We start from the raw sequence: 24,439 nt of genomic DNA on the forward strand, positions 1-24,439 counted from the left end.
CTCAGCTACGCATGCGCAGCGCGGGATGCCAGATATCGGTGAGCACCTCGACGGCCCGCTCGGGCGACACCTCGACCACACCCGGAACGGCCCATCGGGTGAAGAATCGTTCCAGCTGCGCGACGAAGAGTTCGAGCCGCAATCTCGCCTCGGCGCGGTCCTGCGGCGGCCTGCGGCGCAGATAGGTCGGCATGGCGTCGGGCAGCGCGCGCACGCCCTCGTGCGCGATCTCCCTGAACCCGGGATCCAGGGCCATGGCCTCGTTCCAGGCGGGCAGCAGATCCTTGAAATCGTCGAACCACGAGACGGTGCGGGCGACCCATCCCGCGAACTCGTCGCGGGAATCGGTGGCGAGCACGCGATCGAGGTCGGCGCACAGTTCGAGCACCTTCGGCACCACCGTGCGGTCCGCGAGGGCGCGCAGCACCTCCGGCTTGCCGGAGAAGTGCAGATAGAAAGTGGCGCGGCTGCATCCGACGGCGGCGGCGATATCGTCCACCCGCACCGCCGCGTAGCCCTGGCGGCCGAACATCGCCCGCGCGCTGTCGATCAGCGCGGCCCTCGTCCGCGATTTCTGTTCGTCACGCAAGGTGCGGCCCGCGCGATCGGACCCCGCGGGGTTCGGCATCGACCTGATCACCTCGATCCGCGCGCGGCGCGCACTCGTTCGACATCATGTCACTCAGTGGACACCACGTCCAGCGAATGTTAATTTGTCAGCTACGTCACGCCGCTCTCGGAACGGTTCCGACGGTGTCGGCGCCCACACCCCGCGGGCGGACCGACGGCGGCGAGTTCCGGAGGACTCGATATGACCAACTCCAACACCCCGCGAGCGACCCGATGAAGGCGCTCCAGCTCACCGGACCCGAAACCCTGGAACTGCGCGACGTGCCGGTCCCCGAGATCGGGCCGAACGACCTGCTGCTGCGCGTCGGGGCGGCAGGCATCTGCCATTCGGACCTGCACGTCCTGCACGTGCCGTTCCGCATGCGCGACGAACCACTCACCATGGGCCACGAGATCGCGGGCACGATCGAGGCCGCCGGCGCCGACGTCGCGGGCCGCACCGAGGGCGAACGCGGCATCGTCTACCTGTGCTGGTCCTGCGGGATCTGCCGGGAATGCGTGAGCGGCAACGAGAACGTGTGCCTGGCCGCGGGCCGCACCGCCATGCCGCCATGCCCCGGACTCGGACCAGACGGCGGCATGGCCGAATACGTGCGCATCCCGGCGAGTTCCTTCGTCCCCATCGGCGACCTCGACTTCTTGCAGGCCGCGCCGATCGCCGACGCCGCGCTGACGAGCTACCACGCCATCGAGGGCGCGCGCGCGGTGCTGCGCCCCGGATCGACCGCCGTTGTCATCGGCATCGGTGGCCTCGGCCACGTGGCGGTGCAGATCCTGCGCGCCACCACCGCCGCGACGGTGATCGCCGTCGACATCGCCGAGGACAAACTCGCGCTGGCCGCCGACGTCGGCGCCGACGCGGGCCTGCTCGCCGACGCGGGCGCCGCCGCCGCCATCCTGGATCGCACCGGCGGACGCGGCGCGGAAGCGGTCTTCGACTTCGTCGGCATCGACTCAACGGCGACACTCGCGGTGGAGTCGGTCGCCCCGAACGGCGCGTACCGGATGGTCGGACTCGGCGGCGGCGCGCCCGAGATCACCTCGGGGCCCGCGGGCGGTCCCGGCTGGCCGTGGGGCGCGACCGTGCGAAAGTCCTACGGCGGCACCAGATCCGACCTCATCAACTCGGTCGAACTGGCCAAGGCGGGCAAGCTGCGCGTCGAGGTCGAGCGGTTCGACCTCGCCGACGGTCGCGCGGCGCTCGACCGCCTCGATCGCGGGCTGATCAGGGGGCGCGCGGTGCTGGTTCCGTAGCGAAGCGTGCCCGTCCTCCGGCTCGACCCGGCTCTCGAACGTGCGGCGACACCGCGGGCGAGCCGAGGGACCCACGCGGAAGGCGGCCCGACCACGTGCGGGACCCATTACCCGGCCACGAGCGGAGGATCGTTCGGCGCGAAGTGGTCCGGGTCTCAGCCGCGGGCAGGCGGGTAGCGGGTAGCTTCCGATTCGATCGCGATCCATCGACCCCTAGGGACATCCATGACGAACCCGGTAGACCTGCGGGCGCGGGCGGCGCAGGCCACGGCACGGCTGACCGGGCCGGGCGGTCCGTTCGAGACGGTCGTCGAGAACGTGCTCGGCGCGCCCGTTCCGGTGCTGCGGCATCGGCGGCGCAGTCTGACCGAGGTGCTGGCGGCCTCGAAAGAGCTGGGCGGGCGCGACTACCTGGTGACCGAGAACCGGCGGCTGTCCTATGCCGAACACGCGGCGCAGGCGCGCGCGTTGGCGGCGGCCCTGCGCGACCGGTTCGACGTCGGGGTCGGCGACCGGGTCGGCATCCTGGCGGCGAATACCCAGGAATGGGTCGTATCCTTCTGGGCCACACAGCTTCTCGGTGCGATCGCGGTAGGATACAACGCGTGGTGGACGGCGCGTGAGATCGGCTACGGTCTCGGTCACACGACGCCCGCCGTGCTGATCGTCGACGACAAGCGGGCGCGGCAGGTCGCCGAACTCGACATCACGGTTCCAGTTTTGACGATGGAACGCGATATCCCCGCGCTGATCGCGGAATTCGCGGAAGCGCCGTCGCCCGCGGTGACCGTGGACGAGGACGATCCCGCGATCATTCTCTACACCAGCGGAACCAGCGGCCGACCGAAGGGCGCGGTGCATTCGCAGCGAAACCTGTTGGCGGTCATCGACTATCACCGTTTCAACGACGCACTCGCCGCCGAGATACGTGGCGAGCGGCCGGACGACGGACCCCGCGGACGGCGATTCCTGTTGACCTCACCACTGTTCCACATCGCGAGCCTGCACAACCTGGTGATCCCGCGCATGGTCACCGGCGACACCGCCGTGATCTATCAGGGCGGATTCGACGCCGACCGGGTGGCCGCACTCATCGAGCGCGAGCGGGTCACCAACTGGGGCGCGATGCCGACGATGGCGACCCGCCTGCTGGAGGCGGACCTTTCACGCTACGACCTGTCTTCGCTCGCCGCGTTCTCCTTGAACTCCGCACCGTCCTCGGCGGCGCTGCAACAGCGTCTGCGGGAACGGCTTCCGGTCGCGAAGACCGCACTGGTGACGAGCTATGGCATGACCGAATGCAGTACGGCCGCCACGCTGGCGAGTCCGGCCGAACTGGCGGCGCACCCCGACACCGTCGGCAGGCCGGTGATCGGCGTGAGCCTGGAAATCCGTGATGCGCAAGGCAATTCGGTCGAAGAGGGCGTCGAGGGCGAAATCTGCGTGCGCGGCCCCTACGTCATGCTCGGCTATTGGAACGACACGGCGGCGACCTCGGCCGCCATCACCGCCGACCGTTGGCTGCGCACCGGTGACATCGGCGTGCTCGAAGAGGGCAGGCTGCGCTTGTCGGGGCGGCGGTCGGATCTCATCCTGCGCGGCGGGGAGAACGTCTACCCCACCGAGGTCGAACAGTGCCTGGACGAACATCCCGCGGTGCGCGAGTGCGCGGTGATCGGGATAGCCGACGAGGATCTGGGGCAGCGGGTGGCGGCGCTCGTGGTGGTCGAGGACACCGAGCGGGTGTCGGAACGTGAACTCCTCGATTTCGCGCGCGAACGGCTCGCCTACTACAAGGTCCCGGCCCGATGGCTGCTGACCACCACCGCTTTGCCCCGCAACGCCACCGGCAAGGTGATGCGCGCCGCGATCGCGGAAACCCTGGGCGAACACTGACCCGTACGCCCGGTAGGCGGTACCGTCGTTACAGCGAACATCAACGTTCGCATTGCTCGCAAGGAGGCGAGATGGCGGTGTTCGCGTACCGAGGCAGGTCGGTGGTCTACGACCGGGTCGGCAGCGGGCCGCCCGCCTTCCTGCTGCACAACGCGGGCACGCAGCGCCACATCTGGGACGACCAGGTCGCCGCGCTGCGCGGGCGCCACACCGTGATCGCGCTCGACCTGCCCGGATTCGGCGAATCCGACCCCGCCACCGGCCACCGTCTCGACGACTACGTCGACATGTTCGCGGCCTTCATCGACGACCAAGGGGGTCGCGAGGCGATACTGATCGGCAACTGCGTCGGCAGCGCGATCGCGCTGAGTTACGCCGACCGGCATCCGGACCGGGTGCGCGCGCTGGTCCTGTGCAATCCGCTCACCTGGAACACCGTGCACGGCGGCGCATCGGCCGGTCTCGCGCGGGTGGACGCGCTGCTGCCGCTCGGACCGCTCGCGCGCAGGCTGACCTTGCCGGAACCCGCAGTGTCGATGATCGTCGCCACCCAACTGGGCGCGCGCGGCAGACGCGTCGGACTGCACCGCAGCCCGCGACTGCGCGCACACCTGAACGATCGCGGGCGGCTGTTCGCACTGGACCGACTCGTCCAGGATTTCCCCGCCTACCGTGCGCTCGACACGCTGCGCCCCGGCCCGGAATTCCCGCCGATCTGCACCCTGTGGGGCAAGCAGAACCGCGTCCTGTCGGCGGCCGCGGGCGCGCGCCTCGACACCACCCTGCGCCCGCACACCAGCGTCGTACTCGACGACTGCGGGCACCTGCCGATGGCCGAGGACCCCGACGCCGTGACCGCCGTCGTCACCGGCTTCCTCACCGCCGTCACGGCGGACCGCGCGACCCGCGCGACCTCGACACACGCCGTCTGAACGCCTTTCGGTGGTTACGATCGAGCTGGTCGCCGCCCTGCCGGTGACCGGCTCGACGTGGTGTTTGACCTTGGGGTTCGCGGGAACCCGACCGAAAAGCCACCGAGAAAGGGTTGTCCCATGCTGTTGCGCCGACTTGCCCGTCCACTCCTCGCGACCGCGTTCATCGCCGACGGTGTCGATACGCTGATCCATCCCCAGCCGCGCGCCAAGGCCGCCGCCGCGCTGGTGCAGCGGGGCGAACGCTCGCTGCCGGACAATGTCGCCGCGAAATTGCCCGCCGACCCCGGAACCGTGGTCAGGGTGAACGCGATCGCCCAGGTCTCGGCGGGCACCCTGCTCGCCCTCGGCCGCGCGCCGCGCCTCGCCGCCTTCGTGCTGGCCGCGACGGTCATCCCCGCGACCGTGACCGAACAGGACTTCTGGGCCGAAACCGATCCCGACCGCAAGACCGCCAAGCGCAATGCCTTCCTGAAGGACATCAGCCTGCTCGGCGGACTCATGATCGCCAGCGCCGACACCGCGGGCAAGCCCTCGCTCGGCTGGCGCGGCAAGCGGGCCGCGCACAAGACGGCCGCGGCGGTCACCGCCGCGCTGCCGCTGGGCGCCTCGGACACCGCAACCGGCGCCGCGCTGCGCGAACAGGCACAGGAGGCCGCGGCCCGCGCACGCGAACTCGGTGGCGTTGCCGCGAGCAAGGGCGCCGAACTCGCCGAATCCGCCCAGTCCCACGGCGCGGAATGGGTCGACCTCGCCAAGGAACGCGCACCCGAGGTGGCGGCGAAGGTCCGCAAGTCGCGCTGGGCAGGCGCCGCCCGCGAACACGGCGCCGAACTCGCCGAACTCGCCAGACAGCGGGGTGCGCAGTTCGCCGAGGTCGCCAAGGATCGCGGCGCGGAATTCGGGGAGGTCGCCCGTGATCGAGGAACCGAATTCGCCGACGTCGCCCGTCACCGCGGCGCCGAACTCGCCGACGTCGCTCGACACCGCGGCGCGGAGTTCGCGGATGTCGCACGGCACCGTGGCGCCGAACTCGCCGAGACGGCGCGTCAACGTGGCGCCGAACTCGCCGATACGGCCCGCGACCGTGGCGGTGACCTCGCCGAAGTGGCGCGCAACCGAGGCGCGGATCTCGCGGACGTGACACGCGATCGCGGCGCCGAATTCGCGGGCGTCGCGCGGCATCGCGGCGCGGAACTCGCCGAGACCGCGCGCGACCGAAGCGCCGAATTCGCGGAGGTCGCGCGACACCGTGGCGCGGAGTTCGCGGATACGGCCAAGGATCGCGGCGTCGAACTCGCCGAGAAGGCCCGCAAGCGCGGCCCGGAGATCGCCGCGAACGCGCGGGAGCGCGGCACCGCCCTCGCGGAGAACGCCCGCGACCGCGTGGAGTCCCGTCGCGGCTGACGCGCCGGGAGGCACTTGCTCCAGCAGCCGCATGGCAAAGCATCGGCCCGCACTCGAATCCGAGTGCGGGCCGAAGCCGTACATCGGCGCGTTCGGTGGCACAGGGCGCGTTGCTCCACCGGCCACAGTCCTCCCTGATTCCCAGCTCACCGCCTCGGCCCGCGTTGCGCACGCCGCGTCCGGTGAGCACTGCGACGAATCAGCGCGGAGCGCAACGGGAATCCGAATCTGGCCGGGTTCAGATGGTGCGTCGGCGGGCAACCTCGCGGCATACAGGGCAAAACAGACCGATCGGAGTGTGGGAAAGTCCCCAATATTCGGCGAAGCAGGCTCCGATTCGCGCGGGGCCGACGACAATCGCTTGCGGGATTCCGGTAGAACAGACGGGTAGTCGCTGGACTCCGACCGCGATCGGCGTCGGTGCGTACCGGTTCGTCCGATGGGCGGACGGTGTTCTACGCGCCACGTCGCACCGCCGGAATCCCGCGCGGGGCGGCCGGGAAACCGTTCCGCACCGTGTCCAAGGGCCCGAGCAGTCAGATTGTGAGTACCGCAGTGGATCTCGACCTTCTCGACCGATACCGCGACCGAGACGACGTGCTGGCCTGCCAGCTCTCCGGCCCGAAGCTGCGCCGCCTGGTGCGCACCGCGGTCGGCCTGTCGGAGGAGTCGATCGATCTGCTCACCCGGCTCAGCGAACGCCTGCGCACCGCCGAGGGCGCGCTGCCCGATCCCGCGATGACCTGACGACCCGCCGCCGTGGCCTGATGTGTCGCAGCGTTTTTCACCTACCCGTCGTGGTCCTGCGGATGTTCTCCCGTATCGCGGCGAGATCGCGGTAGCCGTTCACCGCCATCAGCAGGTCGGCCTCGGCGAGGAACATCCGCAGCAGGTGCACCAGTCCCGGCACTCCGCCCAGGGCGAGCCCGTAGACGTAGGGCCTGCCGATGCCGACCATGGTCGCGCCGAGTCCGATGGCCTTGACCACGTCGGAGCCGCAGCGCACGCCGGAATCGAACAGCACCGGCACGCGATCGTCGACGGCCGCGACCACCTCGGGCAGCGTCTCCAGCGCGCTGAGGCCGCCATTGGCTTGGCGCCCACCGTGATTGGAGCAGTAGATGCCGTCGACGCCGTGGTCGATGGCACGGCGGGCGTCCTCGGGATGGGAGATGCCCTTGCAGATGATGGGCAGTTCGGTGAGCGAGCGCAGCCAACTCAGGTCGTCCCAGGTCAGCGAGTTGCCGAAGGTGCCGACCCAGTGCAGGACCAGCATCTTCGGATCGTCGGTGCCCGCCATCTGCTGGAAGACGGGATCGCTGGTGTAGTTCTTCAGCACGTGGCCGCGCAACTGCGGGAAGTTGCCGGTGGACAGGTCGCGCGGACGCCAGCCGGGGATCCAGGTGTCGAGGGTGACCGTGATGCCTCGATACCCGGCTCGTTCGGCCCGGTGCACGAGACTTTCGGCGAGATCGCGGTTCTTCGGCGTATAGAGCTGGAAGAAGCTCGGCGTGTCCTGCGCGTGCGGTATCACGTCCTCGAGCGGGTCCTCCATGAGCGTGGAGAAGATCGCCGGCACCCCGGTGCTCGCCGCGGCCTTCGCCACCGCGATATCGCCGTGGTGGTCGCCGGTGACGAGTCCGATCACGCCGACCGGCGCCATGAACACCGGTGACGCGAAGGTGTGGCCGAACGCGGTGACCGACAGGTCGCGTTCGGTGGCGCCGACCAGCATGCGCGGGACAAGACCCCAGTCGCCGAAGGCCTCGGCATTGCGCCGCTGGGTCAGTTCGTCACCGGCGCCGCCCGCGATGTAGGAGTGCAGACCGGCGGGCAGCGCGGCGGCGGCCTTCGCCTCGAGCGTCGCGTAGTCCATCGGGAATTCCGGGAGGTTCCCACCGAGTGCGGCGAAGTAGATCTCGTTCTGGTAGTCGGCGAACGCCATCGTTCGGCCCTTCCGTCGGCGCGAGGTCACATACGGGGGCCGAAGCGCTCCCGTTTCGGATCCTAGCCGTGTCTGCGCCCCGGTCGAGAGCGGACTACGGCGCGGTGTCCAGGTACACGGTGACGCCGACGATCACCCGCCGATCACGCGCGAAGTCCACGACCGCGATACCGTGCGCGCGCCCGAGCGCCACCGACGCCGTCACGGTGCGGCCCGCCGCGATCAGCTTCTCCCAGCGCATATCTCGCACACCCTCGGCGAATTCCGCGACCGGCACCGGATTGCCCGATGGCAGTTCGAGCACCGCGCGATCGTCGAGCAGTACTCGCATATCCGCGACAGCACCCCGAGTCGCCGCGGTGAACAGCGCCTCCACCGCGCGCTTGCCCGCACCGCCGACACCGAACAGCGCCCGCGTCATGCCGAGAACGCCGCCCAACCCCTGGTTGGCGATCAGTTGCGGACCGAGTTTCGTGGCCGCGCCGATGCCGGCCCACCCGGTGCGCAGCAGTTGGACGATCATGGGCGCGAGTTCCCAGTGCGCCGCGAGCCTGGCGATCTTCCAATCGCCGCCGACCTCGGCGAGTTCGTAGCGCAGATGCATCGGGACGCGCACGGTGGCGCCGGTGGACATGGTGGTGGCGACGGACAGGTCGCGCAGCACCGTGCGGTCGGCCACGATATCGCGGCGGACCTCGAAGACGATGGTATTCGGCCCGATGAAGGTGTCGTAGAAGCGGCCGATGGCGATCCGCCCGACGTGCGGCCGCGAGCCGACCGGATCGTGCACCGCGGCATCGGGTCCGAACAACTCGGTCCAGGCCGTCCTGTCGCGCGCGGCGACGGCGCGCGGCGAGGCGCACACGGCCGACAGCAGATCGTCGGCGATCGGTTCCAGCGGCATGGCGGCATCCTCCACGGTCCTCGTGCGACTGGGCACCATATTAGAACAAGTTCTAATTCCAACGCCGCCTTCGCATCCGACCCACTAGCAAATGACAATCATTTTCAGTAATCTGCTTCGTGGCCGCACGGCCACAGATCGAATCGTGGATGAGGGTGAAGCACATGAGGATCAGGAAGTCCGCGACGCTCGCGGCGCTGTTGGTCGCCGCGTTCGGAACAGCCGCGGGCGCCGCGGGCGCCGCACCGAACGAGGCGGTCGCCTACACCGCGACGACCGGCCCGGACGCGACCGTGATCACCACCGATACCGGGTCGATGGCGGTCGAGAACAGCGCGTTCACCATCAGGGCGCAAGACGGAACGGTCCTCGCGGGCACCGAATTGCGTTTCCGCGTGGACGATTTCGAATTCCCGATCACCGCGACCATCCGGGACCGCACCGCGACGCTCACACCCCGCTTCGACGCCGCGCACGCCGTCTACAAACCGATCGCGCCACCTTCCGACGTCGCGCTGCCTTCCGACGTCGCGCTGCCTTCCGACGTCGCGCTGCCTTCCGACGTCGCGCTGCCTTTCGAGGACAAAGCGCCGTGGAAGACCGAATACGACCGCGAGCAGGCGGCGTGGAGTCGCATGACGAGCACGATCAGCATGGGCGCCACCATCGGCACGCTGGTCGGCGGACTCGGAGGCGCGGCCGTCGGCTGTCTGCTCGGCGGCATCGCAGGCGCGACGGTCGCTTCGGCGACCATCGTCGGCCTGTTCGGACCGTTCGTGCCCGCGGCCGCGGTGGGTTGCGTCGGCGGCATCGTCGCGGTCGGGGCGCTCGGCACCGTCGCGGGCCAACTGCTGGTCACCGCGCCGATGGCGGTCATGGCCGCCGCGCAGTACTTCACGACGGTGAACGCACCGTTCGGGAGGTGAGTCGATGGCGAGGGAGCGCCGAGGTTACGTATCCGAGGGCGCTCCCTCGCTGCAACGGCAGTGGACGTGTTGGGCGCACGCGCCACTTCCGAATGTTCCGGTACGGAACAATTCGAGCGTACGAAACTCAATGGTCCGTATTGCGGAGATTTGATATTTCAGATCTAGTTTTAGGGGACCGCACGGAGTCACGGTCCGTTAGAGCGGGTCATCGCAGGCTCGGCGTCAGTCCGAGGCGGTGACACCCCACACCGCGCGAGCACCACTCTCCCCCACCCGGTACACCTGAACCGTCGCCGCGACCCCGGCGATGAGTATCAGCACCGCGAGCCCGGCGGCCAGCGGCCTGCGCAGCGGCTTGCCGCGACCGTCACGCACATGCGCGAACAGCAGCAGGCCCGCCAGCACCACCAGGGGGAACACGAAGTAGTTCATGGTCGACCCCAGATCGGCATGGGTCCGGACCGCCTCGGACTCGCCGAACCTTTCGGCCAGCGACTCGCCCGCTTCGACCGTGAGCGGGGTGAGCACCGCCGTGACCACCGCGAGCGCCGCGACCAACCAGATCAGCGAGCGCCGCGCGGCGGGCCACAGCGCGGCCAGCGCGAGCAGGACGGCGGTCAGCGGGACGAGCACGACGACCGCGTGCACCAGCAGGATATGGGCGGGCAGTCCGTCGATCGTCCGCATGAGGGCGCCTTCCTCGGTGAGATATCGCTGTCGATGGATATCACCCCAGACCACGAAACGCCCACTCGAACGGTTCACCGGAGTGCGGCAATCCCGGCGTGTCGGACGCGGCGGGCGTGTCTCACGCGGCGCACAGGGGCGTGATGTCGGAGCGCCCGCCGGTGGTCGGCGAGGTCAGGTACATGCAGCGACTCTGGCCGACGACGTCGATCGCCGCGCCGACCTGCGCCCACTGCCCCGCATCCAGGGCGGGCGTGCGGGAAAGCACGAAGCCGGACAGCCGGGTCGGATCGGTGACCAGCGCCCACGAATAGTCGGGACCGAGCGCGGTGACGATGTAGTTCGTCGGGCCTTCCAAACTCTCCTGGGTCGGCACGCCGGGGAAACTGACGTGCAGCTGCGCACCGGTGACCCGGTCGTTCACCGTCGCGGTTCCGCTGATCTCGTTCGGCGCGCCCGCCCAGGTCGTGCAGCGGTTGCGCACGGAGACATTGCCCTGCGGATCGAGGGCATAGGTGGCGCGAGTGTCGCGGGCGCACACCAGGCTGAAGTACTGCGGGACGGCGGCCAGCTGGTACCAGGTGCCCAGGTAGCGGTCCAGCTCCAGGGACGGTACGGGCGCGGGTTGCGCGGTCGCGACACCCGCGGCGAGGGTGACGGCGGCGAACGCGCCCGCGAGCGCGGCGGCGATGCGGCGGTGGGGGCGATGAGCGAACATGAGACTTCGTGACCTCCTCGGATCGGCGGCAAACCATGCGGACAGACGTCTGGACTACTACCCACCCTACCCACAACGATGCATAATTGATTCAAACCGTTTCATATCTTTCGGGAGGTCGCATGCGCTACGGCTGGATTCCCCGCACCGCGGGCGTCGCGACGGCCGCCTACGGACTCGCGGTCGCGGCCCGCCCGTCGATACTGCTCGGACCCTGCGGCTGGTCCGACGAATCTCCGCAGGTGCGCGCGGTGACCAGGATGGTCGGATTACGCGATGTCGCCTCGGGTCTGGCGATGGTCGCGGCGCCGGGACCGCGGGCCATGCGGCTCGCCGTCGCCGTCCGGGTCGGGGCGGATCTCGCCGACACGGCGGTGCTCGGCGTCGCGCTGCGCGGCAGGCCGCAGCACACCAAGGCACTCGCGGTCACCACCGGTTGGGCACTGCTGTGCGCGGCGACCGCCCTCGTCACACTGCGGCAGTGACATCCGAGCCCGCCGCACCGGAACCCGCGCCGCGGCGCGGGCGGGCCACGGCGCGGCGCCGGTACGCCACCGGGCAGAATGAGGCAATGCCCGCCGGATCCGCCCCCGTCTCCGACGCGGCCGGGTTCACGGTGCGCGCGGTGGCCGAACGGCTCGGCATACCCACCGCGACCCTGCGCAGCTGGAATCGCCGGTACAACATCGGCCCGCCGCAGGACCGCCCCGGCAAACACCGGCTGTACTCCGAACGCGATATCGCGCTGCTCGGCCAGATGGTCACCCTGATCCGCGACGGCGCGACCCCGGCGGGCGCGGCGGCCGCCGTGCGCGGCCCGCTGCCGGTGCGCGGCGACCGGATCACCCTGCTCGACGCGGCGTTCGCGTTGGACACGACGACGGTGTCGGGCCTGCTCACCGCGCACGTGCGCGACTACGGCGTCGTCGCGACCTGGGACGAACTGTGCAGGCCCGCGTTCGCCGACATCATCGCCCGCCAGTTCGGCGGCGAGGGCTGCATCGACGTGGAACACCTGCTCTCGTGGTGCGTCACCTCGATACTGCATCGCACCGTGCCGCCGCCGGACCTGCCCGCGCACGCGTCGATCCTGTTGGCGTGCACCAGCGGCGAGACGCACGCGCTGCCGCTCGAAGTGCTGCGCGCGGCACTGGCCGAGCGCGGGGTCGGCGCGCGCATGCTCGGCGCCGACGTGCCGACCACCGCGCTCCTCGACGCGCTGGCCCGCCACGCGGATCCGACCTCGGTGGTGCTGTGGTCACAGCAGGAGTCCACGGCGCTGACCTCGGCGGCGCGGGCCTGCGCGGGCGCGCGGGCCGCGGTGTTCGTCGGCGGGCCGGGCTGGGACGAGGTCATCCTGCCCGAGCGGGTCACGCGCCTCACGAGCCTGGTCGAGGCCACCGACCGGCTCACCGCAGCCTCCCAGTTGTGAAGAACTGACCTTTCCGAATTCGGCCCGCAGAATGGTGGCCGCGAGGTGGAATCCCCGCCTCGACCAGTGAGGTTGTGAGCCGGACCGCGCGCCCGGCGTCGACCCGATCCCCCCGCTTCCGGCCGATGCGCGGCGCCGGAGCGATCCCCATCGAACCCATCCGACGGTTCATGCCCGGCCGATACTTCCGGGCGGGTGGCCCGTGCGCAGTAAACGATGCATAATTGATGCACCCGTACCTCAGGAGGAGCAATGGTCCAGCCATCGACGGATCGCACGCGGCGTGTGGCCGTCATAGGCGCGGGCGTATCGGGCCTGACCGCGGCGTGGGCGCTGGCACCGTCCGCCGAGGTCACCCTCTACGAAGCCGACGACCGACTCGGCGGACACGCCGACACGCACGAGGTCAGGTCGACCTCCGGCGCGAAACTCGGCGTCGACACCGGATTCATCGTGCACAACGACCGCACCTACCCCACTCTGCTGCGACTGTTCGGCGAACTCGGCATCGCGACACAGGAATCCGATATGAGCATGTCGGTGCGCTGCGACGGATGCGGACTGGAATACGCGGGCGCCCGCGGCCTCGCCGGACTGTTCGCGACCCCGAGATCGCTGCTGCGCGGCCCCTACCTGCGCCTGCTCACCGAAGTGCCGCGCTTCCACCGACTGGCACGCGCGGAACTCGACCGTCCCGGCGACGAAGCCATGACTCTGCGCGAATTCATCACCGCCGCAGGGTTTTCCGAGTACTTCCAGGCGCACTTCCTCACCCCCCTGGTTGCGGCGGTGTGGTCGTGCGCCCCGACAACGGCACTGCGTTATCCGGCCCGTTACCTGTTCACCTTCCTCGCCAACCACGGCATGCTCACCGTCTTCGGCTCCCCTACCTGGCGCACCGTCACCGGCGGCTCGGCCACCTACGTCCGCGCCGTCGCCGCACGGCTGGACACCGTTCTGGTCGGCACACCCGTGCGCGCCCTGCACCGCGTCGCCGACGGCGTCTCGGTCCGCGACGCGGCCGACGAGGTGCGCCACTTCGACGCCGCCGTCATCGCCACCCATCCCGCGCAGGCACTCGCGCTGCTCGCCGAACCCACCGAGGCCGAACGCGAAATACTCTCCGCCATACCGTATTCGGTGAACCACACGCTGCTGCACACCGACGATTCGGTGCTGCCGCGCGCGTCACGCGCCAGAGCCTCGTGGAACTATCGCCTGCCCTCCTGCGCGGCGCGCCCCGACCGCGTCCTGGTCAGCTACGACCTCACCCGCCTGCAACGCCTCGAACAAGCCGACGAACGCCGCTACCTGGTGACCCTCGGCGATGACCACCCCCGCGCCCCCCCCCCCAGGAAAGCCCCCCAGACAGAACAAAAAACCCTGAACACACCCGCCGGCCACCGCGCAAAGTGGGGGCCCGCGGCCGTAACCTCGGGCGGCGCCGACGCGCTCGTGATCGACCGCATGAGCTACGAACATCCGGTCTACACACCGGATTCGGTTGCCGCGCAACGCAGACTCGACGAAATCGGCGACGACCGCGTGCGTTTCGCGGGGGCCTACCACGGCTGGGGATTCCACGAGGACGGCGCGGCCTCGGGTCTGCGCGCCGCCGCACGGCTCGGGGCGCGCGTGGCGGGCGAGGTCGCCGCGGCGCGTACCTCATGAACGGGCACAGCATGAACGGGCACCTCACGAACAGGCAGAGCGTGAACGGGCAGCTCACGAACGCGCACCCTACAAACGGGCAGACCACGAACGCGCAAAATACAAACTCGCACCGCACAAACGGGCAGAGCACGGACGTGGACCTCGTGAACGAGCAGAGCGCGAGCGGGCAGAGTACGAGCGCACGCATAGTTCGGACGAGCATCCGGCACGTGCGGATCGCCCCGATGCGCCACGAATTCCGGTACCGCAGCTACAGCTGGCTGGTCGATCTCGACGCCATGCCCGCGCTGCCGTGGTGGCTGCGCCCGTTCGCGCGCTTCGAAGCGGCCGACCATCTCGGCGACCCGACCGCGTCGCTGCGCCGCAATGTGGACGACTACCTCGCCGAACACGGCATCGACCTGCGCGGCGGCCGGGTGCTGATGCTGGCCAACGCGCGCGTGCTCGGCTACGTGTTCAACCCGCTCAGCCTGTACTGGTGTCGCGACGCCAGCGGCACGCCGACCTGCGTGATCGCCGAGGTGCACAACACCTACGGCAGCAGGCACCGCTACCTGCTCCGCCCCGGCGACGCGGGCCGCGCGCACACCGACAAAGCCTTCTACGTCTCGCCGTTCAACGAGGTCAGCGGCGCCTACCGGATGCGCGTCCCGGAACCCGACGACCGGCTGCGGGTGTCCATCGTGCTCTCCGACGGCGGTCCGGTCTTCGCCGCCGCGATGACCGGCCGTTGCCGACCCGCCACCGTGCCGACGATCCTGCGCGCGATACTCGCCGCACCGCTGGCGCCGCTCGTGGTCTCGGCGCGTATTCGCAAACAGGGTGTGCGCCTGTGGCTGCGCGGCCTGTCCGTCGTCCCCCGACCTGCCCCCTCACTTCAGGAGCCAACGCGGTGAGTATCGAATTCCCCTCGCGGTCCGTATCCCGCCCGACCGCGCCGACATGGCCCGATGTCGAAACCGTTCCGACCGGCGTCCGCGCGCGGGTGGCCGCGGCGGGTGCGGAGTACCTGTTCCGGCGCGCGGTCCGCGACCTGCCGGTGCGCGTCGAGCTGCCCGACGGCGCGCTGCTCGGCACCGACACCTCCGACCCCACCTGTCCGCGACTCATCCTGCACCGCCCCCGCGACTTCTTCGCCCGGCTCGGCACGGCCGGACTCATCGGCTTCGGCGAGTCCTATATGGCGGGCGACTGGTCGGCGCCCGACCCGGCCGCGACACTCGAGGTGTTCGCCGCGCGGGTGGCCACGCTGATCCCCGCGCCGCTGCAACGCCTGCGCCGCCTGTACGTGGCGCGCCATCCCGAGCGTGAACGCAATACCGAGGACAACACCCGCGACAACATCGCCAGGCACTACGACCTGTCCAACGAATTCTTCGACCTGTTCCTCGACGAAACCCTCACCTACTCCAGCGCGTTGTTCGCCGACCTCGCGACGCCGCCGTCCTTGACCGATCTGGCTGCGGCCCAACGCGCCAAGATAGATCGCATCCTCGACACCGCATGCGTCGGACCGGGCACGCGCGTGCTCGAAATCGGCACCGGCTGGGGCGAATTGGCGCTGCGGGCGGCCGCGCGGGGAGCCACCGTGCGTTCGGTGACACTGTCCAGCGAACAGCGTGCGCTTGCCGTCGAACGGATCGAGCGGGCCGGGCTGTCCGATCGCGTCGAGGTGGATCTGCTCGACTACCGAAGCGTCACTGGCGATTACGACGCGGTGGTCTCGGTGGAGATGATCGAGGCGGTCGGCTACGAATACCTCGACACCTTCTTCGCCGCCATCGACCGTGTCCTCGCGCCCGGCGGTCGCGCGGTGCTCCAGGCCATCACCATGCCGCACGACCGCATGCTCGCCACCCGCCGCACCTACACCTGGGTCCAGAAGTACATCTTCCCGGGCGGATTCCTGCCGTCGAACCAGCTGATTGTGGAATCCGTCACTCGCAGCACCGGATTGGCCGTGCGCGAGAACTTCTCCATGGGTCCGCACTACGCGCACACCCTGCGACTGTGGCAGCAGCGGTTCGACAGCCACCGCGAACAGGTCGCGGCACTCGGCTTCGATCCGGTCTTCCGGCGGATGTGGCGGCTGTACCTGGCCTATTCCGAGGCCGGTTTCCGGTGCGGCTATCTCGACGTGCGCCAGATCCTGCTCACCGGCGCCGGTCAGCGGGAGCGACCGAGCAGGTGACGCAAGGTCTCGTCCAGGTCGGGACGGCGAAAGACGTGTCCGCGCCGCGCGAGTCGCGCGGGCGCCACCCGCTGACTGGCCTGCGCGAGTTCGCGCGCACCTTCCGATCCGAGCAGCAGTTCCGGGCCGAAATTCGGAACCGGCACCAGCGCGGGCCGATTCAGCACCCCGGCCAGCACCCGCGTGTACTCGGCGTTGCGCACCGGCTCCGGCGCGACGGCGTTGACCGCGCCGGACAGTTCGGCATCCCAGAGCGCACGATGGTAGACGTCGATCAGATCATCGATCCCGATCCACGACAGCCACTGTTCACCGTCGCCGACCCGGCCGCCGAGCCCCGCTGTGAACAGCGGCCGCAGCAGTTTCAGCGTTCCGCCCCTCGGCGACTGCACGATTCCGGTGCGCACCCGCACCACCCGGACACCGGACTCCGCGGCCGGGGTGGTCGCCGCTTCCCAGTCCTCGACCAGGCCGGCGAGGAAACCGTCACCGCGCGAAGCATTTTCATCGAGGACTTCGTCGCCGCGGTCGTAGCCGTAGTAGCCGATGGCCGACGCGCTGAGAAAGGTGCGCACGCCAGCGCGGGCGGCGAGTTCGGCCAGCGCGCGCGTCGGAGCGATACGGCTTTCGGCGAGTACGCGTTTGTGGGCGTCGGTGAATCGGCCCGCGATGGACGCACCGGCCAGGTGGATCACGGCGTCGATGCCGTCGAGCAGGTCGGGCGCGGGATCATCGGGCCGCCACTGCCTTTCGTTCTCCGAGCGCGGCGTGTGGCGAACCAGCCGAACGACATCGTGTCCGCCGGTGCTCAGGAACGCGCTCAACGCCGTGCCGACCAGGCCCGTTGCGCCGGTCACCGCGATCGTGGACGGGGCGTAGCCGTGTCGCGCGGCGCGGCCGTGCGCGGCGAGGTCGTCGGCGAGTTGGCGATGACGGTAGGCGAACATGGCCCGCAGCGCGAACGCGGGCACCGGGGAATGCACCCGGTCCACGACGAGGGTGTGCCCTTCGTCCACGGCCTCGAATTCGTGGATGTGGCGCCAGCGCAGCAGCGTTCCGGCGGGCAGCGAGGCGAGCCCGCCGGTGGTGAGGACGTCGACGAAGCGGTGCGGCGGATCGTAGTCGGCGGGATCGTGCCGGGCGACCCAGCGCAGACCCGCGGGCAGTGCGAGCACCGCCCGGCCATCGCGCAGGGAATCGGACTCCGCGACCGGACTCAGCGGCTGCCACGGCGGGGCGAGCCTGCTGAACGCCCCCGGTCTGGCATGCCAGGCGAAGACTTCGGGGCGGGGGACGGCGACCACGCTCGAACACTCGATGCCCATGTATCCGACTGTAGCCACGAATCGACGTTTCGCACCGTTGACGCATCGTTTCGGCGCGTTCGTCGGGAAAATTACGGAGGATGAAGTGATGAACGATGCATCCGGCACCGCGTCCCGGCTGGACACCCTGCTCGACCGAACCATCGTCCCCGGCTACACCAGCCTCGGCATCGCCCTGCGCCGCCGACACTGGCCCGCCGACCCCGCACCGGACGCACTGCGCGGCAAGACCGCCGTGGTGACCGGCGCCAACTCCGGCATCGGACTCGCCGTCGCCGAAGGACTCGCCGCACTCGGCGCCCGCGTGGTGCTCGCCGTCCGCAACCCCGGCCGCGGCGAAGAAGCGCGACGCCGAATCCGCGCCGCTCACCCCGACGCCGACGTCGTCCTGACCGAATGCGACATCTCCGACTTCGCGGCCGTCGACGCCTGCGCCCGACGCCTCGCCGACCAACTCTCGAGCCTCGACATCCTCGTCCACAACGCGGGCGTACTCCCCCCGGAACGCACCGAATCCGCCGACGGCCACGAACTCACCCTCGCCACCCACATCCTCGGCCCGCTACGCCTCACCGATCACCTCGTCCCCCTGCTCGCCGCCACCGAGGACGGCCGCGTGATCCTCATGTCCTCCGGCGGCATGTACACCCAGCGCCTCCCCGTCGACGACCTCGAATACCGCCACGGCGACTACCGCGGCGCAACCGCCTACGCCCGCACCAAACGCCTCCAAGTCGCCTTCACCCCCGTGATGGCCGAACGCTACGCGGCCAAAGCGATCACGGTGCACGCCATGCACCCCGGCTGGGTGAACACCCCGGGCATAGCCGACGCCCTCCCCGGCTTCCACCGCCTCCTGCGCCCCCTCCTACGCACCCCCGCCGAAGGCGCCGACACCGCCCTCTGGCTCGCCGCCACCCGACCCACCCCACCCACCGGCCAGTTCTGGCACGACCGCCATCCCCGTCCCACCCACTACCTGAGCCGCACCCACTACACCTCTGGCCAGCTGTGGCGGCTCTGGCTGGATTGCGCACGCGCGGCAGGCGTGTCGACGGACTGACAGCACCGACGCCATGGCCGCCGGAACCCACACCTTCGCCCGACCTCGGTCGCGAAACCCGAAGAGCCACGGCGGAAAGTCGCCTTCATCGAAGCGGTCGCCGCGAAAGGCGCGGCGAATGGACAACTTTCCACCGACTCGGACTCGCGTGTCCGTCATGTGCTCATGGAAGTCAATGTCTCAGGTGCGCAGCGGCTTTCATCCAGTAACAACCCGTTCCCGTCGTGACAACTGGACGGTCTGCTGTTAACGTCTTCGCGTCCCAAACACAGCCTACAGGACGAGAACGAAATGACAGTTGATGCAACGGATTCGACGTCGGCCGCAGAAACACCGCTCTGGCTGCGAGGCCGGGACGCCGTGGTCGCGGCGGCCGCACCGGAGGACTGGCGCGAAGGCGCGCCGGACTACCACCTCACCGAGCTGACCGTGCCGCGCGAGCGGACCACCGAACACGCTCCGGGTTCGCTGGAAGCGATCGTCGAAGACCTGGTCCGGGTGTTCGAGATGGAGATCTCGCACAAGAAGGACCCCGCGACCTGGGTTTCGCTGGTCGCCGAGCACTACCGAGGCCGCGTGAACGGCGGCCAGTGGCAGGACGCCGAGGAATTCGCGCGAATCGGCAGCTACAACATCCTCATCGGCGACAACCCCTACTACGACGCCGAGAACGAAACCTTCGAGAGCTCGCACCACATCTTCCACACCGCGATGCCGGGCGGATTCTTCTGGGAGGTCCTCGAAGTGATGGCGGGCCCGCCCAACGTCACCTTCCGCTGGCGCCACTGGGGCAAATACGAGGGCCCCTACCGCGAACACCAGCCGACCGGCGAACTGATCGAAATGTTCGGCGTGACCATCGCCAGGGTCAGCGAAGACCTGCGCATCCTCGAACTCGAGCACTTCTACGACAACAGCACTCTGCTCGGCCCCCTCGCCCACGGCTGCCCGGTCACCGGCCCGAAGTCGTAGTCGCTCGAGGCGGGCGCGACACATCGATCGCAGTCCGTATTTCGAATGGGCGGAATGTTTCTGCTCGCCTGGCGGTGCGGGTTTCACGCGGGTGAGGGTGCGCACAGGGCTTCCGGAGTCGGCAAGACGGCATCCGTGCGGAGATGCGTCGAGCGGGTCAGGGCGGCAAGCGAATTCGCCGACGGTGATCTGCATGTCGACTTCGGCCTCGTCGGCAGCGCCCGCCGCTCGGTAGCGGACGGCTTGTGTACGTACCTACGTTACGTCTGGCTCACCTGAGCTGGCCGACGGCAGCGTGGATCTCACGCCGAGGCGTGTCGGGTGTCGTAGGCGTATGCCCTCGTAATCAAGCACAGCGACCGCACGGGCCACCGCTCTCGCACATGAGTAGCGCGGCATCACGAGCGCGCTGACCGAGCCCACAGCAGGATCATCGGGCGCGAGAACCGAACAGGGCCGAACGGCAAACGCGTGAGCTGTCCCCGTGCTCACGGAATCGGCGTCGCCCGTGTGGCTGTCGCGTCCTTTCTCGTCTTGTTCCGTCTGTCTTGGTGCCCATCCCATACGGATCAAGGAGTCAGCATGATTACCAACCCGAGTGAATTCGAGGCGGCGGCTCGCACCGATGCACCGGCCCGGAACGAGACATGTTGCGGCAGTGATCGACAGAGCACCTGCTGCGACGAGAGCGAGAAGTCGTCGTGCTGCGCTCCGGCGGCGACGGCCGAGGGCGGGTGCGGCTGCCAGTAGCCCTTCGGGACCGAGGACGCGGTGCGGGCCAGGTGGCTCGCACCGCATCGTCGTCCGGTGATGGGAATGCCGATGACCGGTGGTCGTTTCGAGACCGGGGCGGGAGCTATCGGTCGGTGTCCGCGCAGGCGCAGGTTCGGCTGCGTGGTTGGTAGTCGTGGACGCGGCCTGCGTGGTCCTGGCTGATCCGGCAGCAGGCGTGGAGTTGGGCGTGCAGTGCGGCGCGGCCACGTTGGACGCGGGATTTCATCCCGGATACCGAGATGCCCGCTCGTTCGGCGGCGGCGGCGTGGGTGTTGGCGTCGAGATCGACCATCTTCACCGCGGCGGCTTGCTCGGCGGGCAGCGCGGCGAGCATCGGCACCAGGCACTTGGCGAGTTCCTTCTGCGCCGCGGCGTCGGTGTCGACTCCTCCGTCACCGATGGTCGGTTGTTCCGGGACGGCGTCGACGGATAGTTCGCGGCGATGCGGTGCGGAGCGGTAATAGTCGGTGATCGCGTTGCGGGTGATGGCATACATCCAGCCGAGTAGGCGATCGTGGTCACGGAGATCGTCGAGGCTTTTGGCCATGCGCAGGAACACGATCGAAAGGATGTCGTCGGCGTCTTCGGGGCGCGAGACGCGCCGGGCGATGAAGGTGCGCAGGTCGTCGGAGAAGCCTCGCCACAGTTGTTCGAGATCACTGTGTTCCTCCGGTGGCGTGGCCGCGGTGGTGGCCGCTGTCTGATTCGTCATCTCGCCTCCTGTTCTGTGTCCAGCATCCTCGCCCGCCGCCGCGATCGCGACCCCCGATCGGCTCTGAACTGCTCCGATGCTGTGGGCCGCACCCCGGTGTCGTCGTGCGTCCATCGGCGGGAAGTCACGTCTGTACGGGTGTCGATGTCGATATCGGGTTCTCCGGTTCGACGTATCGGTAGCAGCGTCGAGGAGGTGAGAGAGCGATGCTGACCACACATCTGTTGTCGGGTCTGACCGACGAAGAGGTCGAACTGATCGTGGAGCAGGAACTGCATCTGCTCGACGCCGCCGCATGAGCGCCGCCGACGCCCGCAGCGGGCAAATCCGCTGAGACCACATTTCTGCCGAGCCTCTACCCCACCGGTAGCGGCCATCGGCATGTCCAGCTGCGAGCGAACGGGGTGGATACCCACAGCCGCCCCGCCCTGTCCCTGCCGGGAACTAGGACGGAGCGCGTGTGTCATCGCTTCAGCGAGCACGGGCCGACCGGATCATGCTGGTGAGGGCCGGGACGGCGGCGACCACGACCCACAGGCCGAGTGCGGCGATCAGTGCGGTGGCGGTGTCGGTGAGAGTGGCGGTGCCCAGGACGTGTCCGCGGAGGGCGTCGGTGGCGTGGGCGACCGGGTTGATCGTGGCCAGGGCTTGCATCCAGCCGGGCATGGTCTGGATCGGGGCGAACGCGCTGGAGATGAACATCAGCGGCATCATCGCCATCATCCCGGCGAACTGGACGACGTCGGGGCGGCGCAGCCGGTCACCGATGAGTCCGAACAGGGCGCTCATCGCGCCCGCGAGCACCACCAGGACCACGACAGCCGCGAGGGCGTCGATCGCGGTGCCGTGGAAGCGGAAACCCAGCGCGAGTGCGGCGATGCCGAGCAGGGCGGCGCGGGCGAGGGTGAACAGGGCTTCGTTGATGGTGCGCGCCAGGCCGGGCAGGGGCGCGCGCATGGGGAGGGCGGCGAAGCGGTCGTGTAGGCCGTTGGTGTGGTCGATCGCGGCCGAGACTCCGGCGTTGGTGCCCGCCATGACCGTGGATACCGCGAGCATGGCCGGGGTGAGGAAGTCGATGTAGCTGATCCCGGTCGGGAAGCCGGGGCCGGTGGCGACGCTGCGGAACACCTGGCTGAACAGGACGAGCATCGCCATCGGCATGGTGAGTGAGAACATCAGCAGCTGTGGGACGCGGGCGCTGGTGCGCAGGTTGCGGACGGTCAGGGCGGCGAGCTGGTCGCCGATCGGGGAACGTCGGGCCGTGGTCGTGGTGGTCATCGGGTGGCTCCGGTGGTGTGGGTGAGGTGGGTGAAGACGTCGTCGAGGCTCGGCGAGGTGACGTCGAGGTCGGTGATTTCGAGGCCGCCGCGGTGTAGGTCGGCGACCAGCGCGGTCGCGGTGGGGGCGTCGACGACGGTGACCGATACCCGGACCCGAGAGCCGTCGGTGCGATCGTCCTCCGGGATGAAGGGCAGGTCAGGGACCTGTTCGGCGGGGACGGTCAGGTGCACGACCTTGCCGCCGATAATCCGCTTCAGCTCGGCGGGGGTACCGGACGCGGCGATGCGGCCGCGCTCGAGGATCACGATGTGGTCGGCGAGGCGGTCGGCTTCTTCCAGGTATTGGGTGGTGAGGACCACGGTGGTGCCCGCGCCGGTGAGTTCGTCCACGACCTCCCACAGCCCGGCGCGCGCCAGGGGGTCGAGGCCGGTGGTCGGTTCGTCGAGGAACAGCACCGCCGGGTCGGCGACCAGGCTCGCGGCCAGATCGACCCGGCGGCGCGAACCTCCGGAAATTTCTCCGACGCGGCGAGCGGCGTATTCGTGCAGACCAAGGCGGTCGATCAGGGCGTCGGCGCGCGGGCGGGCACGGCGACCCAGTCCGGCCAGTCGGCCGACCAGCTCCAAATTCTCTCGGGCGGTGAGGAATTCATCGAGACCCGCGTACTGGCCGGTCACCCCGATCCGGCGACGGACCTCAGTGGCGTCGGCCACCACGTCCAGGCCCGTGATCTCCACGCGGCCGACCGTCGGCCGGACCAGGGTCGTGAGCGCGCGGATCAGGGTGGTCTTCCCGGCGCCGTTGTGACCGAGTACCCCCAGCGTCGCCCCGGCGGCGACTCGCAGGTCGACACCGTCGAGCGCCCACGTACTGCCGTAAGCGACGTGCAGATCCTCGACCACGACCGTCGGGGCGCTCATCGCGCACCACCGAGACGCTGATCGGCGAAGTGGTGATGGAGCGAGGGAGTGGTCATCGTTGGGATTCCTCTCGGAAGGCGGTGTGCTCGCATCCGGGTGGATGGGAGTCCGCCTCTACAGACGAACCGGGCGCGAATTGGACGCAGCACCGCCGATTCGGGGTCGCTATCCGGACCCGACGGTGGTGCCGAGCCCGAGCAACGCGGTGGCGACGGCGGTGGCGGCGAAGGCCGCGACGATCCCTACACGCGGGCCGGTGGCGGCCGCGAGAGGAAGGTAGCCGATGCGGCCGAGGACTTGCCCGGGTGCTGAACCAATGCCGCCGTGATCGGCGCGAACACGGTACTGGCCAGTCCAGCGGCGAGAGTCGGGATCATGAGCGCTTCAACGTAGGCGGTGCCGTACCAGCGAGTGAGCGCGGCGAAGGCGGGCGGGTAGAGCACCGCGCCCATCGCCACCCCGGCGACCAGCCGGCCGAGGAAGAATACGGCGGGGTTCGGTGCGAGCGCCACCACGACCAGTGACGGGACCGCGAGGATCGAGCCGCCGGTCATGATGGCGCGGGGCCGGTGCGGTCGAGGAGGCGTCAGACGGGGATGCCGGTGAGTGCGGCGGTGATGGTGGACGCGGACCAGCCGGTGTCGGTGGTGATGGATACGGACAGGACGGGGAAGGCATAGCAGAGGATTCCCCAGCTGGTGATCTCGGTGAGGCACAGGATCGCAGGCACCCGCCGCAGACCGGCGGCGGTTAGTCCGCTGCCGGTCCGCGGCGTGAGGATGGTGTCGCTCAA

Annotated in this window: 22 protein-coding genes and 1 pseudogene; 13 read left to right on the top strand and 10 right to left on the bottom strand. The window is 69.5% G+C overall.

Annotated features, from left to right (window positions below):
* Position 1: 1 nt before the first annotated feature.
* On the bottom strand, positions 2 to 628 hold the full coding sequence (locus tag IT779_RS04940; RefSeq protein WP_196147983.1) for a TetR/AcrR family transcriptional regulator: 627 nt from the start codon (positions 626 to 628) through the stop codon (positions 2 to 4).
* 215 nt (positions 629 to 843) lie between these two features.
* On the opposite strand from IT779_RS04940, the gene IT779_RS04945 reads away from it, so the two are divergent.
* The 5 genes from IT779_RS04945 to IT779_RS04965 all read left to right on the top strand — a co-directional run bounded on the left by IT779_RS04945 (position 844) and on the right by IT779_RS04965 (position 6,866).
* Positions 844 to 1,884, top strand: a complete 1,041-nt coding sequence (locus tag IT779_RS04945; protein ID WP_196147984.1) for an NAD(P)-dependent alcohol dehydrogenase — start codon at positions 844 to 846, stop codon at positions 1,882 to 1,884.
* A gap of 225 nt (positions 1,885 to 2,109) precedes the next feature.
* Complete coding sequence (locus tag IT779_RS04950) at positions 2,110 to 3,780, top strand: class I adenylate-forming enzyme family protein (RefSeq protein WP_196147985.1); 1,671 nt, start codon at positions 2,110 to 2,112, stop codon at positions 3,778 to 3,780.
* A 71-nt stretch (positions 3,781 to 3,851) separates the two neighbouring features.
* Positions 3,852 to 4,712, top strand: coding sequence for an alpha/beta fold hydrolase (locus tag IT779_RS04955; protein WP_196147986.1), 861 nt, complete (start codon positions 3,852 to 3,854; stop codon positions 4,710 to 4,712).
* Positions 4,713 to 4,832: 120 nt separating this feature from the next.
* Positions 4,833 to 6,119 carry a DoxX family protein gene (locus IT779_RS04960; protein ID WP_196147987.1) on the top strand — a complete coding sequence of 429 codons (1,287 nt, stop codon included), beginning with the start codon at positions 4,833 to 4,835 and terminating at the stop codon, positions 6,117 to 6,119.
* A 543-nt stretch (positions 6,120 to 6,662) separates the two neighbouring features.
* Positions 6,663 to 6,866 (top strand): hypothetical protein, encoded by a 204-nt coding sequence (locus IT779_RS04965; RefSeq protein WP_196147988.1) that lies wholly within the window; start codon positions 6,663 to 6,665, stop codon positions 6,864 to 6,866.
* Between the two features lie 37 nt (positions 6,867 to 6,903).
* Here the strand turns inward: IT779_RS04965 and IT779_RS04970 are convergent, their stop codons facing one another.
* On the bottom strand, positions 6,904 to 8,064 hold the full coding sequence (locus IT779_RS04970) for an alpha-hydroxy-acid oxidizing protein (RefSeq protein WP_196147989.1): 1,161 nt from the start codon (positions 8,062 to 8,064) through the stop codon (positions 6,904 to 6,906).
* A gap of 94 nt (positions 8,065 to 8,158) precedes the next feature.
* A complete protein-coding gene (locus tag IT779_RS04975; RefSeq protein ID WP_196147990.1) occupies positions 8,159 to 8,968 on the bottom strand; it encodes a nuclear transport factor 2 family protein in 810 nt (269 codons plus the stop codon).
* A gap of 164 nt (positions 8,969 to 9,132) precedes the next feature.
* On the opposite strand from IT779_RS04975, the gene IT779_RS04980 reads away from it, so the two are divergent.
* Positions 9,133 to 9,894: a hypothetical protein gene (locus IT779_RS04980; RefSeq protein WP_196147991.1), complete on the top strand. Its 762-nt coding sequence runs from the start codon at positions 9,133 to 9,135 to the stop codon at positions 9,892 to 9,894.
* A gap of 225 nt (positions 9,895 to 10,119) precedes the next feature.
* On the opposite strand, the gene IT779_RS04985 is transcribed toward IT779_RS04980, so the two are convergent.
* Together IT779_RS04985 and IT779_RS04990 are read right to left on the bottom strand one after the other, a co-directional pair.
* The gene (locus IT779_RS04985; RefSeq protein ID WP_332838659.1) at positions 10,120 to 10,662 is read right to left on the bottom strand and encodes a DUF2231 domain-containing protein; all 543 of its coding nucleotides are present in this window, start codon (positions 10,660 to 10,662) and stop codon (positions 10,120 to 10,122) included.
* Positions 10,663 to 10,705: 43 nt separating this feature from the next.
* Entirely contained in the window at positions 10,706 to 11,302 is a 597-nt protein-coding gene (locus IT779_RS04990) for a lipocalin family protein (RefSeq protein ID WP_196147992.1), read from the bottom strand.
* 122 nt (positions 11,303 to 11,424) lie between these two features.
* On the opposite strand from IT779_RS04990, the gene IT779_RS04995 reads away from it, so the two are divergent.
* From IT779_RS04995 to IT779_RS05015, 5 genes are all read left to right on the top strand, one after another.
* Complete coding sequence (locus tag IT779_RS04995) at positions 11,425 to 11,787, top strand: hypothetical protein (protein ID WP_196147993.1); 363 nt, start codon at positions 11,425 to 11,427, stop codon at positions 11,785 to 11,787.
* Positions 11,788 to 11,873: 86 nt separating this feature from the next.
* Positions 11,874 to 12,734, top strand: a complete 861-nt coding sequence (locus tag IT779_RS05000; protein ID WP_196148509.1) for a MerR family transcriptional regulator — start codon at positions 11,874 to 11,876, stop codon at positions 12,732 to 12,734.
* A 252-nt stretch (positions 12,735 to 12,986) separates the two neighbouring features.
* Positions 12,987 to 14,405 carry an NAD(P)/FAD-dependent oxidoreductase gene (locus tag IT779_RS05005; RefSeq protein WP_196147994.1) on the top strand — a complete coding sequence of 473 codons (1,419 nt, stop codon included), beginning with the start codon at positions 12,987 to 12,989 and terminating at the stop codon, positions 14,403 to 14,405.
* Between the two features lie 227 nt (positions 14,406 to 14,632).
* Positions 14,633 to 15,304 carry a DUF1365 domain-containing protein gene (locus IT779_RS05010; protein WP_232541508.1) on the top strand — a complete coding sequence of 224 codons (672 nt, stop codon included), beginning with the start codon at positions 14,633 to 14,635 and terminating at the stop codon, positions 15,302 to 15,304.
* Positions 15,301 to 16,599, top strand: a complete 1,299-nt coding sequence (locus tag IT779_RS05015) for a cyclopropane-fatty-acyl-phospholipid synthase family protein (protein ID WP_332838662.1) — start codon at positions 15,301 to 15,303, stop codon at positions 16,597 to 16,599. The genes IT779_RS05010 and IT779_RS05015 overlap by 4 nt, the downstream gene beginning before the upstream one ends.
* Here the strand turns inward: IT779_RS05015 and IT779_RS05020 are convergent.
* A complete protein-coding gene (locus tag IT779_RS05020; protein ID WP_196147996.1) occupies positions 16,575 to 17,924 on the bottom strand; it encodes a TIGR01777 family oxidoreductase in 1,350 nt (449 codons plus the stop codon). The genes IT779_RS05015 and IT779_RS05020 overlap by 25 nt on opposite strands.
* A gap of 88 nt (positions 17,925 to 18,012) precedes the next feature.
* On the opposite strand from IT779_RS05020, the gene IT779_RS05025 reads away from it, so the two are divergent.
* Together IT779_RS05025 and IT779_RS05030 are read left to right on the top strand one after the other, a co-directional pair.
* Positions 18,013 to 18,987 carry an SDR family NAD(P)-dependent oxidoreductase gene (locus tag IT779_RS05025; RefSeq protein WP_196147997.1) on the top strand — a complete coding sequence of 325 codons (975 nt, stop codon included), beginning with the start codon at positions 18,013 to 18,015 and terminating at the stop codon, positions 18,985 to 18,987.
* 291 nt (positions 18,988 to 19,278) lie between these two features.
* Complete coding sequence (locus IT779_RS05030) at positions 19,279 to 19,959, top strand: nuclear transport factor 2 family protein (protein ID WP_196147998.1); 681 nt, start codon at positions 19,279 to 19,281, stop codon at positions 19,957 to 19,959.
* Positions 19,960 to 20,815: 856 nt separating this feature from the next.
* Here the strand turns inward: IT779_RS05030 and IT779_RS05035 are convergent.
* From IT779_RS05035 to IT779_RS05050, 4 genes and pseudogenes are all read right to left on the bottom strand, one after another.
* The gene (locus IT779_RS05035; RefSeq protein WP_196147999.1) at positions 20,816 to 21,445 is read right to left on the bottom strand and encodes a sigma-70 family RNA polymerase sigma factor; all 630 of its coding nucleotides are present in this window, start codon (positions 21,443 to 21,445) and stop codon (positions 20,816 to 20,818) included.
* A gap of 471 nt (positions 21,446 to 21,916) precedes the next feature.
* Positions 21,917 to 22,723 (bottom strand): ABC transporter permease, encoded by an 807-nt coding sequence (locus tag IT779_RS05040; protein WP_196148000.1) that lies wholly within the window; start codon positions 22,721 to 22,723, stop codon positions 21,917 to 21,919.
* On the bottom strand, positions 22,720 to 23,646 hold the full coding sequence (locus IT779_RS05045; protein ID WP_196148001.1) for an ABC transporter ATP-binding protein: 927 nt from the start codon (positions 23,644 to 23,646) through the stop codon (positions 22,720 to 22,722). The genes IT779_RS05040 and IT779_RS05045 overlap by 4 nt, the downstream gene beginning before the upstream one ends.
* Before the next feature lie 305 nt (positions 23,647 to 23,951).
* A pseudogene (locus IT779_RS05050) lies at positions 23,952 to 24,439 on the bottom strand (MFS transporter); the annotation flags it as partial.

Origin of the sequence: Nocardia bovistercoris, from assembly GCF_015674855.1 — a bacterium.
Classification (GTDB): Bacteria; Actinomycetota; Actinomycetes; order Mycobacteriales; family Mycobacteriaceae; genus Nocardia; species Nocardia bovistercoris.